This is a genomic window from Micromonospora sp. WMMD980 (genome assembly GCF_029626035.1).
GTDB lineage: Bacteria > Actinomycetota > Actinomycetes > Mycobacteriales > Micromonosporaceae > Micromonospora.
The window spans coordinates 2,913,173-2,925,714 of sequence record NZ_JARUBE010000003.1 but is presented as its reverse complement, the minus strand read 5'-3'; the positions used below and the strand labels follow the sequence as shown (position 1 = coordinate 2,925,714).

Sequence of the window (12,542 nt, the reverse complement as noted above, 5' to 3'; positions counted from 1 at the left end):
CGGACGGCGCGGGCCCTTCGTGCGGGCGTCAGGAGGCGAAGAACGCGCGCGGGTCGGCGACCAGCACACCGTGCTCGGTGAGCCGCTCGATCAGGCCCGACGGCGAGGCGTCGTAGACGATCGCGAGGGCGCGCAGGTCGTCGGCGCGGATGGAGAGCACCCGGCCGTTGTAGTCGCCGCGCTGCTGCTGGATGGCGCGCGCGTACCGGGCGACGTACGCGAGGTCCTCGGAGGCCTCGTCGTAGAGCCGCTCCAGGTCGAGCACGATCTTGCTGGTGGGCTCGTGACGCACCCCACTGCCGTCGGGCAGCAGCTCCGAGACGGGAACGCGGTAGAAGTCGGCCAGCTCCGCCAGGCGGGACACGGTGACGGCGCGGTCGCCGCGCTCGTACGAGCCGACCACCACGGCCTTCCACCGCCCGTTCGACTTCTCCTCCACCCCCTGCAGGGACAGGCCCTGCTGCTGGCGGATGGAGCGCAGGCGGGCGCCCAGCGACTTGGCGTATTCAGAGGGCATTCGGACACTCCCAGTGCTGCTCGGGGTTCTCCCAGCTATCGCTACGGAGCGTGACGGTACGGGGATTGCGACACGTGGTCAAGTGTTGCGGTCCACGAGGTCCGGGAGGCCGGTGTGGCTTGTCCGCATTTCTCCGGGCTGACCAGCAGGTCAGGACCGGCGGCGGTGGGCCCGGTGACCGCTGGTAACGTGGCGTGAAGCCCCGGTCCGGGCCCGTCGAGGGCCCGCCGGAGTCGATAGACGTCCTTTAACGACCCGTCCCGTGAGGCGGGGAAGGAGGTCCGCCGTGGCCTACCCACCGGCTGCCCATTCGTCGCCGCCGCGACAACCCTCGGTGAAGGTGATCCTCGCCGCCGCCGACGTCTCGCGGGTGGTCGACCGCATCGCCCACCAGATCCTGGAGAAGACCCAGGGCGCCGCCGACACGGTGCTGCTCGGCATCCCCACCCGGGGCGTTCCCCTGGCCCGCCGCCTCGCGGCCCGGATCAGCACGTTCGAGGACGTGACCGTCCCGGTCGGCGTGCTCGACATCACGCTCTACCGCGACGACCTGCGCCGGCACGCGACCCGCGCGGTCGGCCCGACCGACCTGCCGCCGGGCGGCATCGACGGCCGGCGGGTCGTGCTCGTCGACGACGTGCTCTTCTCCGGCCGCACCGTGCGGGCCGCGCTGGACGCGCTCAGCGACGTCGGCCGCCCGGCCTCGGTGCAACTCGCGGTGCTGGTCGACCGCGGTCACCGCCAACTGCCGATCCGCGCCGACTACGTCGGCAAGAACATCCCCACCGCGCTGGCCGAGAACGTCAAGGTCACCCTCGCCGAGACCGACGGCGAGGACGAGGTACGGCTGCACGGAGGCGTCCTCTCATGATCCGGCACCTGCTCTCCGGCGCCGACCTGGACGCCGACACCGCCACCCTGGTCCTGGACACCGCGGCCGAGATGGCCACCGTGGCCGGCCGGGAGGTCAAGAAGCTGCCCGCGTTGCGCGGGCGGACGGTGGTCAACCTCTTCTACGAGGACTCCACCCGGACCCGGATCTCGTTCGAGGCGGCCGCCAAGCGGCTCAGCGCCGACGTGATCAACTTTTCCGCCAAGGGCTCCAGCGTGACCAAGGGTGAGAGCCTGAAGGACACCGCGCTCACCCTCCAGGCGATGGGCGCCGACGCGGTGGTCGTGCGGCATCCCGCCTCCGGCGCCCCGCACCGGCTGGCCGACTGGGTGGACGGGTCGGTGGTCAACGCCGGCGACGGCACCCACGAGCACCCCACCCAGGCGCTGCTCGACGCGTACACCATGCGGTCCCGGCTGGGCCGGCTCGCCGGCCTGCACGTGGCGATCGTCGGCGACGTGCTGCACTCCCGGGTGGCCCGCTCGAACGTGCTGCTGCTGAGCACGCTGGGCGCCAAGGTCACCCTGGTCGGCCCGCCGACGCTCATCCCGCGCGACATCTCGCCGGCGCTCGCCCCCGGTACCGACGTCTCCTACGACCTCGACACCGTTCTTCCCGACGTGGACGTGGTGATGATGCTGCGGGTGCAGCGGGAGCGGATGAGCGACTCCTACTTCCCGTCGGCCCGGGAGTACGCCCGCCGCTTCGGGCTCGACGGGCCGCGCATGGGCCGGTTGCCCGAGCACGCGATCGTCATGCACCCGGGCCCGATGAACCGGGGGATGGAGATCACGCCCGAGGTCGCCGACTCGTCCCGCTCCACCATCGTCGAACAGGTCGCCAACGGGGTCTCCGTGCGGATGGCCGTCCTCTACCTGCTGCTCGGAGGGAGCAACCGGTGACCGCGTACCTGATCAAGAACGTCAGCCCGGTCGGCGGCGAGCCGACCGACCTGCTCATCCGCGACGGCGTGGTGGCCGAGGTCGGCGCCGGCCTGGCCGCGGACGGCGCCACGGTGATCGACGCGACCGGCCTGGTCGCGCTGCCCGGCCTGGTCGACCTGCACACCCACCTGCGCGAGCCCGGTCGGGAGGACGCCGAGACGGTCGAGTCCGGGTCCCGGGCGGCGGCGCTCGGCGGCTACACGGCGGTCTGCGCGATGGCCAACACCTCGCCGGTCGCGGACACCGCGGGCGTGGTCGAGCAGGTGTGGCGGCTCGGCCGGGAGGCCGGCCTGGTCGACGTGCAGCCGATCGGCGCGGTCACCGTCGGGCTGGCCGGCGAGCGCCTGGCCGAGCTGGGCGCGATGGCCGACTCCGCGGCCCGGGTGCGGATCTTCTCCGACGACGGGCACTGCGTGGCCGACCCGCGGCTGATGCGCCGGGCGCTGGAGTACGTGAAGGCGTTCGACGGGGTGGTCGCCCAGCACGCGGAGGAGCCCCGGCTCACCGAGGGCGCGCAGATGCACGAGGGCGAGGTCTCCACGAGGCTCGGCCTGACCGGCTGGCCGGCGGTCGCCGAGGAGGCGATCATCGCCCGGGACGTGCTGCTGGCCGAGCACGTGGGCAGCCGGCTGCACGTCTGCCACGTCTCCACCGCCGGCAGCGTCGAGGTGCTGCGCCAGGCCAAGGCGCGCGGCGTGCGGGTGACCGCCGAGGTGACGCCGCACCATCTTCTCCTCACCGACGAGAAGGCCGAGAGCTACGACCCGGTCTTCAAGGTCAATCCGCCGCTGCGGACCGCCGCCGACGTCGACGCGCTGCGGGCCGCGCTGGCCGAGGGCGTGATCGACGTCATCGCCACCGACCACGCGCCGCACGCGGTGGAGGACAAGGAGTGCGAGTGGGCGTACGCCCGGCCGGGCATGCTCGGCCTGGAGACCGCGCTCTCCATCGCGCTGGACGTGCTCGGCCCGCGGTGGGACCTGATCGCCGAGCGGATGTCGCGGGTCCCGGCCCGGATCGCCGGGCTGGACGGGCACGGCCTCGACCCGGCGCCCGGCGTGCCGGCCAACCTGACCCTTGTCGACCCGGCCGCCCGCCGGGTGATCGAGCCGGCCGAGCTGGCCAGTCGTAGTCGCAACACCCCGTACGCCCGGATGACGCTGCCGGGTCGCATCGTGGCGACCTTCCTGCGCGGCGAGCCGACGGTCCTGGACGGAAAGGCAACCAAGTGAGGCGCAGAAGCGCGATCCTCGTCCTGGAGGACGGGCGCACGTTCCACGGCGAGGCGTACGGCAGCGTCGGGGAGACCTTCGGCGAGGCGGTCTTCAACACCGGCATGACCGGCTACCAGGAGACGCTCACCGACCCCTCCTACCACCGCCAGGTGGTGGTGCAGACCGCGCCGCACATCGGCAACACCGGCGTGAACGGCGAGGACGACGAGTCCGGCCGGATCTGGGTCGCCGGCTACGTGGTGCGCGACCCGGCCCGGATCGGCTCGAACTGGCGCGCCACCGGCGGCCTGGAGGACCGGCTCGCCGCCGAGGGCGTGGTCGGCATCAGCGGGATCGACACCCGGGCGCTGACCCGGCACCTGCGCGAGCGTGGCGCGATGCGGGTCGGCGTCTCCAGCGTCGACGACGACCCGGCCGCGCTGCTGGAGCGGGTCCGCACCTCGCCGGCCATGGTCGGCGCGGACCTGTCCACCGAGGTGACCACCGCGAAGCCGTACGTCGTCGAGGCGCAGGGCGCGCACCGGTTCACGGTGGCCGCGCTGGACCTGGGCATCAAGCGCAACGTGCCGCGCCGGCTCGCCGCCCGCGGCGTCACCACCCACGTGCTGCCCGCCGACTCGACGATCGGCGACCTGCTCGCCACCGGCGCGGACGCGGTGTTCCTCTCGCCCGGCCCGGGCGATCCGGCGACCGCCGACGGCCCGGTGGCTCTCGCGCGGGAGGTGCTGACCCGGCGGATCCCGCTGTTCGGCATCTGCTTCGGCAGCCAGATCCTCGGCCGGGCGCTCGGCTTCGGCACCTACAAGCTGGGGTACGGCCACCGCGGCATCAACCAGCCGGTGCTCGACCGGGCCACCGGCAAGGTCGAGGTGACCAGCCACAACCACGGCTTCGCCGTCGAGGTGCCGGGCGTCACCTCCGGCGCGGTGGTGCCCGACCAGGTGGTCGACACCGACTTCGGCGGGGTCCGGGTCTCCCATGTGTGCCTCAATGACAACGTGGTCGAGGGGCTGCGGGCCGTGGACGTGCCCGCCTTCACCGTCCAGTACCACCCGGAGGCGGCGGCCGGCCCGCACGACGCGGACTACCTGTTCGACCGCTTCGCGGAGCTCATCGAAGGCGGCAAGAATGCCTAAGCGCACCGACCTGAAGCACGTCCTGGTGATCGGCTCCGGTCCGATCGTGATCGGACAGGCCTGCGAGTTCGACTACTCCGGCACCCAGGCCTGCCGGGTGCTGCGCAGCGAGGGGATCCGGGTCAGCCTGGTCAACTCCAACCCGGCCACGATCATGACGGACCCGGAGTTCGCCGACGCCACCTACGTCGAGCCGATCACGCCCGAGTTCGTCGAGCTGGTCATCGCCAAGGAGCGCCCGGACGCGCTGCTGCCGACCCTGGGTGGGCAGACCGCGCTGAACACCGCGGTCGCCCTGCACTCCGCGGGCGTGCTGGAGAAGTACGGCGTCGAGCTGATCGGCGCCAACGTCGAGGCGATCAACCGGGGCGAGGACCGGCAGCTGTTCAAGGACATCGTGGCCAAGGCCGGCGTCCGCCTGGGCGTCGAGGACCCGGCCACGCTGACCCCGCGATCGCGCGTCTGCCACTCCATGGACGAGGTCCGCGACACCGTCGCCGAGCTGGGCCTGCCGGTGGTCATCCGGCCGTCGTTCACCATGGGCGGCCTCGGCTCCGGGATGGCGCACACCGACGCCGACCTCGATCGCATCGCCGGCGCCGGCCTGGCCGCCAGCCCGGTGCACGAGGTGCTGATCGAGGAGAGCGTGCTCGGCTGGAAGGAGTACGAGCTCGAGCTGATGCGCGACCGGAACGACAACGTCGTGGTGGTCTGCTCGATCGAGAACGTCGACCCGATGGGCGTGCACACCGGCGACAGCGTGACCGTCGCGCCGGCCATGACGCTCACCGACCGGGAGTACCAGCGGCTGCGTGACCTCGGCATCGCGGTGCTGCGCGAGGTCGGGGTGGACACCGGCGGCTGCAACATCCAGTTCGCGGTCAACCCGGCCGACGGCCGGATCGTGGTGATCGAGATGAACCCGCGGGTGTCGCGCTCCTCGGCGCTGGCCTCGAAGGCCACCGGCTTCCCGATCGCCAAGATCGCCGCGAAGCTCGCGGTCGGCTACACGCTCGACGAGATCCCCAACGACATCACGCTCAAGACGCCGGCCGCGTTCGAGCCCTCGCTGGACTACGTGGTGGTGAAGATCCCCCGGTTCGCGTTCGAGAAGTTCCCCGGCGCCGATCCGGAGCTGACCACCACGATGAAGTCGGTGGGCGAGGCGATGAGCCTGGGCCGCAACTTCACCGAGGCGCTGAACAAGGCGATGCGCTCGATGGAAACCAAAGCGTCGGGCTTCTGGACCGTGCCCGACCCGGCCGGCGCCACCAGGGAGAACACCCTCGCCGCGCTGCGCGTGCCGCACGACGGCCGGCTCTACACCGTCGAGCGGGCGCTGCGCCTGGGCGCGTCGATCGCCGAGGTGGCCGAGGCGTCCGGCGGCATGGACCCGTGGTTCCTGGACCAGATCGCCGGGCTGATCGAGCTGCGCACCGAGATCGTCGACGCGCCGGTGCTCGACGCCGACCTGCTGCGCCGGGCCAAGCGGGCCGGCCTGTCCGACCGGCAGCTCGCCGCGCTGCGCCCCGAACTGGCCGCCGAGGACGGCGTCCGGACGCTGCGCCACCGGCTCGGGATCCGGCCGGTCTACAAGACGGTGGACACCTGCGCGGCCGAGTTCGAGGCCACCACGCCCTACCACTACTCGACGTACGACTCCGAGACGGAGGTGGCGCCCTCGGCCCGACCGAAGGTGATCATCCTCGGCTCCGGGCCGAACCGGATCGGTCAGGGCATCGAGTTCGACTACTCGTGCGTGCACGCCGTCCAAGCGCTCCGGGACGTCGGCTACGAGACGGTGATGGTCAACTGCAACCCGGAGACCGTCTCCACCGACTACGACACCGCCGACCGACTCTACTTCGAGCCGCTGACCTTCGAGGACGTGCTGGAGGCGTGGCACGCCGAGGACTCGTCCGGCAAGGCGGCCGGCGGCCCCGGCGTGGTCGGGGTGGTGGTGCAGCTCGGCGGTCAGACCCCGCTCGGCCTGGCCCAGCGGCTCAAGAACGCCGGCGTGCCGGTGGTCGGCACCTCACCGGAGTCGATCCACCTGGCCGAGGAGCGGGGCGCGTTCGGCGCGGTGCTGGCCCGGGCCGGGCTGCGCGCGCCCGCGCACGGCATGGCCACCTCGTACGACGAGGCGAAGGCGATCGCCGACGAGATCGGCTACCCGGTGCTGGTCCGGCCCTCGTACGTGCTCGGCGGCCGGGGCATGGAGATCGTCTACGACGACGCCACGCTGCGCGACTACATCGGCCGGGCCACCGAGATCTCGCCCGACCACCCGGTGCTGGTGGACCGGTTCCTCGACGACGCCATCGAGATCGACGTGGACGCGCTGGTGGACGCCGACGGCGACGTCTACCTGGGCGGCGTGATGGAGCACATCGAGGAGGCCGGCATCCACTCCGGCGACTCGTCCTGCGCGCTGCCGCCGATCACGCTGGCCGGCTCGCACCTCACCCAGGTGCGCCGCTACACCGAGGAGATCGCCCGCGGCGTCGGGGTGCGCGGCCTGCTCAACGTCCAGTACGCCTTGCAGGGCGACACGCTCTACGTGCTGGAGGCCAACCCGCGCGCCTCCCGGACCGTGCCGTTCGTCTCGAAGGCGACCGCGGTGCCGCTGGCCAAGGCGGCGGCCCGGATCGCGCTGGGCGCCACCATCGCCGAGCTGCGCGCCGAGGGGATGCTGCCGCCGACCGGCGACGGCGGCACCATGCCGCCGGACGCGCCGATCGCGGTCAAGGAGGCGGTGCTGCCGTTCAAGCGGTTCCGCACCCCGTCGGGCAAGGGCATCGACGTGCTGCTCGGCCCGGAGATGCGCTCCACCGGCGAGGTGATGGGCATCGACACCGGCTTCGGTCAGGCGTTCGCGAAGTCGCAGGCCGCCGCGTACGGGTCGCTGCCCACCTCCGGGAAGATCTTCGTCTCGGTGGCGAACCGGGACAAGCGCGGCATGATCTTCCCGATCAAGCGCCTGGCCGACCTGGGCTTCCAGATCGTCGCCACCACCGGCACGGCCGAGGTGCTGCGCCGGCACGGCATCGCCTGCGAGCAGATCCGCAAGCACTACGAGTCGGGCGAGGGCGCGGACGCGGTGTCGCTGATCCTCGGCGGCGACGTGGCGCTGGTGGTGAACACGCCGCAGGGCTCCGGCGCGAGCGCCCGCTCGGACGGCTACGAGATCCGCAGCGCCGCCGTCACGGCCGACATCCCCTGCGTCACCACCGTCCCCGGCGCCGCCGCGGCGGTCATGGGCATCGAGGCACGCATCAACGGCGACCTGCGCGTCCGCCCCCTCCAGGACCTGCACGCCGCCCTGCGGGCCGGCGAGTGACCACCCCGTCGATCGTGAGGGTGGCGGACCGCACCGCCATCCTCCCGATCACCGAGTCGGGGGGCCAGCGGTGATCTTCGAGAGGGTGGTGCGGCCCCGGCTGTTCGCGCTGGGGGGCGGGGACGCGGAGGCGGCGCACGAGTGGACGCTGGCGCGGCTCGCCGCGTTGTCACGTCGGCCGGCGGTGCTGGCGGCGCTGCGGCGCGCGTACTTCCGGGCCGCGCCGCGCGAGGTGTTCGGGGTGCGGTTCCCGAACCCGGTCGGGTTGGCGGCCGGGATGGACAAGAACGGGGTCGCGTTGCCGGCCTGGCCGGCGCTGGGCTTCGGCTTCGTCGAGGTCGGCACCGTCACCGCGCAGGCCCAGCCGGGCAACCCCCGGCCCCGGCTGTTCCGGCTGCGCGACAGCGAGGCCGTGGTCAACCGGATGGGCTTCAACAACGCCGGCGCCGAGGCGCTCGCGACCCGGCTGTCGGCGCTGCCCCGACCGCTCGACGTGCCGCTGGGCATCTCGCTGGGCAAGTCCAAGGTGACCCCGCTGGACGAGGCCGTCGAGGACTACCTCGCCTCCTACCGGGCGCTCAAGGACCACGGGGACTACTTCGCGGTCAACGTGTCCTCACCGAACACCCCGGGCCTGCGGTCGCTTCAGGACCGGTCCCACCTGGACGCGCTGCTCGCCGCGCTGGTGGGGGAGAAGCCGGTGCTGGTGAAGATCGCCCCGGACCTCACCGACGCGGCCGTGGCCGAGCTGCTGGCGGTCTGCCTGGACCGGGGCGCGGCGGGTGTCATCGCCACCAACACCACGCTCGGCCGGGAAGGGCTCGCCCCGGCCGACCGGGCGCGCGGCGCCGAGGCCGGCGGCCTCTCCGGCCGCCCGCTGACCGCCCGGTCCCGGGAACTGGTCGCGTTCGTGCACCGGGAGACCGGGGGGCGGCTGCCGGTGATCGGCGTCGGCGGCATCCTCGACCCCGACGACGCGACCCGGATGTTCGACGCCGGCGCCGCCCTGGTCCAGCTCTACACCGGCTTCATCTACCGCGGCCCCACCCTGACCCGAGCCATCACCACCCACCCCCACCCACCCCGCTAACCCACCCCACCCCACCGCCGCGCGATCTTGCAGTTGCTGCCCCGGCATACCGCCCGAACCGGGCAGATGGCGGGCCGAAACTGCAAGATCGCGGGGGAGGGGGAAGGAGGACCTGTGACGCCCGAGGAGATTCTCGCCGTGGATCGGCGGCACGTCTGGCATCCCTATGCGGCGATGCCGTCGGGCAGCGCGCCGCTCGTGGTGCGGAGCGCCTCGGGGGTGCGGCTGCGGTTGGCGGACGGGCGGGAACTGGTCGACGGGATGTCGTCGTGGTGGGCGGCGATCCACGGCTACCGGCACCCGGTGCTGGACGCCGCGGTGACCGACCAGCTCGGCCGGATGAGCCACGTGATGTTCGGCGGGCTCACCCACGAACCGGCCGCGCGCCTGGCCGCCACCCTGGTCGAGTTGGCCCCGGACGGCCTGGAGCACGTCTTCCTGGCCGACTCCGGCTCGGTGAGCGTCGAGGTCGCGGTGAAGATGTGCCTGCAGTACCAGCGCGCCGTGGGGCGCCCGGAGCGCCGCCGCCTGGGCACCTGGCGGGGCGGCTACCACGGCGACACGTTCCACCCGATGAGCGTCTGCGACCCGGAGGGCGGCATGCACCACCTCTGGGGCGACGTGCTGCCCCGGCAGGTGTTCGCGCCGCTGCCGCCGGCCGGATTCGACGCCCCGCCGGACCCGGCGTACGAGGCGGCGCTCGTGGACGCGGTCGAGCGGCACGCCGGTGAGCTGGCCGCGGTGATCGTCGAACCGGTGGTGCAGGGCGCCGGCGGCATGCGGTTCCACCACCCGCACTACCTGCGGGTGCTGCGCGAGGTGACCCGGGGGCACGGCATCCTGCTGGTCTTCGACGAGATCGCCACCGGTTTCGGCCGGACCGGGCGGATGTTCGCCGCCGAGCACGCCGGCGTCACGCCGGACGTGCTCTGCGTCGGCAAGGCGCTCACCGGGGGCTACCTCACGCTGGCCGCGGCGCTCTGCACCCCGCAGGTGGCCGGCGCGATCTCGGCCGGCGGGGTGCTGGCGCACGGGCCGACGTTCATGGGCAATCCGTTGGCGTGCGCGGTCGCGAACGCCTCGCTGGGCCTGCTGGCCGCCGGGGACTGGGCCGGGCGCGTCGCGGGCATCGCCGAGGGGCTGCGGGCCGGCCTGGCGCCGCTGCGCGGCACGCCCGGGGTGGCCGACGTGCGGGTGCTCGGCGCGATCGGCGTGGTGCAGCTGGACCACGAGGTGGATCTGCCGGCCGCCACCGCCGCCGCAGTGGCCGAGGGGGTGTGGCTGCGCCCGTTCCGGGATCTCGTCTACACCATGCCGCCGTACGTGTGCGACGCCGGGGACGTGGCCCGGATCGCGGCCGGCGTGGCGGCGGCGGTCCGGGCCGGCTGAGCGGGACGTGGCGACGGAAGGCCCGTCGCGGGAGACGGAAGGCGGCCGGAGCCGCCGGGAGAGGAAGGGACCGATGGAGACGTTCGGCGTACGCCTGCACCGGGCGGTGGCGGAGCGGGGGCCGCTCTGTGTGGGGATCGACCCGCATCCGGGGTTGCTGGCCGACTGGGGGCTGCCGGACGACGTCGGCGGGCTCGAGCGGTTCTGCCGCACCGTGGTGGAGGCGATCGGCGACCGGGTCGCCGTGGTGAAGCCGCAGTCGGCGTTCTTCGAGCGCTTCGGCGCGCGGGGGGTCGGTGTGCTTGAGTCAACTATCCGACAGTTGCGAAACGCGGGCGCGCTCGTTCTCCTCGACGTCAAGCGTGGCGACATCGGATCGACGGTCCGCGCGTACGCCTCGGCGTACCTCGATCCATCCAGCCCGCTGTATGTCGACGCGGTCACCGCGAGCCCCTACCTGGGAGTAGGTTCGCTCGCACCGATGATCGAAACGGCCGCCGCGTACGGCGGCGGGGTCTTCGTCCTGGCGCTCACCTCCAACCCCGAGGGCGCCGCGGTGCAGCGTGCCGTGGGTGCCGACGGGCGCACCGTCGCGCAGACCGTGATCGACGAGATTTCCCAGCTCAACAGGGGTGCGGAGCCGCTCGGCAGCTTCGGTCTGGTGGTCGGCGCGACGATCGGGGAGACGGGTCACGACCTCGGCTCGGTCAACGGCCCGCTGCTCGCGCCGGGGCTGGGCGCGCAGGGCGGCACGCCGGCCGGGCTCCGTACGGTGTTCGGCGTGGCGCTGCCGTCGGTGCTGCCGTCGTACTCCCGGGAGGTGCTGGGCGCCGGGCCGGATCCGGCCGCCCTGCGGGCCGCCACGGAGCGGGTGCTGGCGGAGTGCCGGGCCGCTCTGGCCGCCGCCTGACTGACTGACGGCTCGGTCACTTTACGTTGATCATCGCGCGTCCACGTTGCCGAAAGCTCCGTTGACCGCTAGTTTTCCCCGCGCTGGGAACCACGGACCCCTTTGGTTGCCAGCGACACCACGTTTCACAGCTGCGGTGGGGCTCCGCCCGCCGTACTAGGGACCTGAGGAGAACTGGTGCCGCTCCCGTCACTGACCCCCGAGCAGCGCGCTGCCGCGCTGGAGAAGGCTGCGGAGATCCGCAAGGCCCGCGCTGAGCTGAAGGAGCAGCTCAAGCAGGGCAAGACCACCCTCGCCACCGTCCTTGAGCGGGCCGAGTCCGACGACGTCGTCGGCAAGCTGAAGGTTTCGGCGGTGCTCCAGGCGATGCCGGGCATCGGCAAGATCCGGGCCACCCAGATCATGGAGAAGCTCAAGATCGCCGACAGCCGTCGCCTGCGGGGCCTCGGCGAGCAGCAGCGCAAGGCGCTGCTCGGTGAGTTCGCCGCCAACTGAACGGCCCACCGTGTAGAAACAAGCGGTGAGCACGGATGACGAGGCGCGCTCGGCGGCTCGGCTCACTGTCCTGTCCGGCCCCTCCGGGGCCGGCCGGGGCAGTGTCGTCGAGCTGGTCCGGGCGCGTCTCGCGTCGGTGTGGGTGCCGGTCGTCGCCACCACCCGGCCGCCGCGCCCCGGTGAGCGCCACGGCGTGGACCGGCTCTTCCTCGACCCGGCCGGCTTCGACCGGCTGGTCGCCTCGGGCGGGCTGCTGGAGTGGTGCCGGATCGGGCCCTACCGCCGGGGGGTGCCCCGCGCGGACGTCTGGTCCCGCCTCGCCGAGGGGCGACCGGTGCTGCTGCCGCTGGACCTGGCCGGCGCGCTCGCCGTCCGGGCCGTCGTGCCGCGGGCCCGGCTGGTGCTGCTCGCGCCGCCCGCGTACCGGGTGGCTGCGGCGGTCGCGGGCGCGTTCGCACACGCCGTGACGCACGACCGGACCGAGCGTGCCGTGGCGGAACTGGTAGGATTGATCGGTTCGTCAGTCCTGGCTCCGGCCCGACCGCCCGCGAGCGGTTGAGCGGCCACCGACCGCCCGCGCGGCGGCGCACGAGA

General features: G+C 73.1%; 11 protein-coding genes. 10 read left to right on the top strand and 1 reads right to left on the bottom strand.

Features of this window, described 5'->3' with window-relative positions:
* Window positions 1-28 precede the first annotated feature (28 nt).
* On the bottom strand, window positions 29-517 hold the full coding sequence (locus O7618_RS13500; protein WP_013285505.1) for a helix-turn-helix domain-containing protein: 489 nt from the start codon (window positions 515-517) through the stop codon (window positions 29-31).
* Between the two features lie 286 nt (window positions 518-803).
* Between O7618_RS13500 and pyrR the strand changes: the two genes are divergently transcribed.
* From pyrR to O7618_RS13450, 10 genes are all read left to right on the top strand, one after another.
* On the top strand, window positions 804-1,388 hold the full coding sequence (gene pyrR / locus O7618_RS13495; RefSeq protein ID WP_278106429.1) for a bifunctional pyr operon transcriptional regulator/uracil phosphoribosyltransferase PyrR: 585 nt from the start codon (window positions 804-806) through the stop codon (window positions 1,386-1,388).
* Window positions 1,385-2,311, top strand: coding sequence for an aspartate carbamoyltransferase catalytic subunit (locus O7618_RS13490; protein WP_278106428.1), 927 nt, complete (start codon window positions 1,385-1,387; stop codon window positions 2,309-2,311). The genes pyrR and O7618_RS13490 overlap by 4 nt, the downstream gene beginning before the upstream one ends.
* The gene (locus O7618_RS13485; protein ID WP_278106426.1) at window positions 2,308-3,585 is read left to right on the top strand and encodes a dihydroorotase; all 1,278 of its coding nucleotides are present in this window, start codon (window positions 2,308-2,310) and stop codon (window positions 3,583-3,585) included. The genes O7618_RS13490 and O7618_RS13485 overlap by 4 nt, the downstream gene beginning before the upstream one ends.
* A complete protein-coding gene (gene carA / locus O7618_RS13480; protein ID WP_278106425.1) occupies window positions 3,582-4,724 on the top strand; it encodes a glutamine-hydrolyzing carbamoyl-phosphate synthase small subunit in 1,143 nt (380 codons plus the stop codon). The genes O7618_RS13485 and carA overlap by 4 nt, the downstream gene beginning before the upstream one ends.
* Window positions 4,717-8,064, top strand: coding sequence for a carbamoyl-phosphate synthase large subunit (gene carB / locus O7618_RS13475; RefSeq protein WP_278106424.1), 3,348 nt, complete (start codon window positions 4,717-4,719; stop codon window positions 8,062-8,064). The genes carA and carB overlap by 8 nt, the downstream gene beginning before the upstream one ends.
* 70 nt (window positions 8,065-8,134) lie before the next feature.
* Window positions 8,135-9,154, top strand: coding sequence for a quinone-dependent dihydroorotate dehydrogenase (locus O7618_RS13470; protein ID WP_278106423.1), 1,020 nt, complete (start codon window positions 8,135-8,137; stop codon window positions 9,152-9,154).
* A gap of 114 nt (window positions 9,155-9,268) precedes the next feature.
* Entirely contained in the window at window positions 9,269-10,543 is a 1,275-nt protein-coding gene (locus O7618_RS13465; protein WP_278106422.1) for an adenosylmethionine--8-amino-7-oxononanoate transaminase, read from the top strand.
* Window positions 10,544-10,616: 73 nt separating this feature from the next.
* Window positions 10,617-11,453 (top strand): orotidine-5'-phosphate decarboxylase, encoded by an 837-nt coding sequence (gene pyrF / locus O7618_RS13460; protein WP_278106421.1) that lies wholly within the window; start codon window positions 10,617-10,619, stop codon window positions 11,451-11,453.
* 177 nt (window positions 11,454-11,630) lie between these two features.
* The gene (gene mihF, locus O7618_RS13455) at window positions 11,631-11,948 is read left to right on the top strand and encodes an integration host factor, actinobacterial type (RefSeq protein ID WP_013285515.1); all 318 of its coding nucleotides are present in this window, start codon (window positions 11,631-11,633) and stop codon (window positions 11,946-11,948) included.
* A gap of 25 nt (window positions 11,949-11,973) precedes the next feature.
* On the top strand, window positions 11,974-12,507 hold the full coding sequence (locus O7618_RS13450; protein ID WP_278106420.1) for a guanylate kinase: 534 nt from the start codon (window positions 11,974-11,976) through the stop codon (window positions 12,505-12,507).
* The last annotated feature ends 35 nt before the right edge of the window (window positions 12,508-12,542 follow it).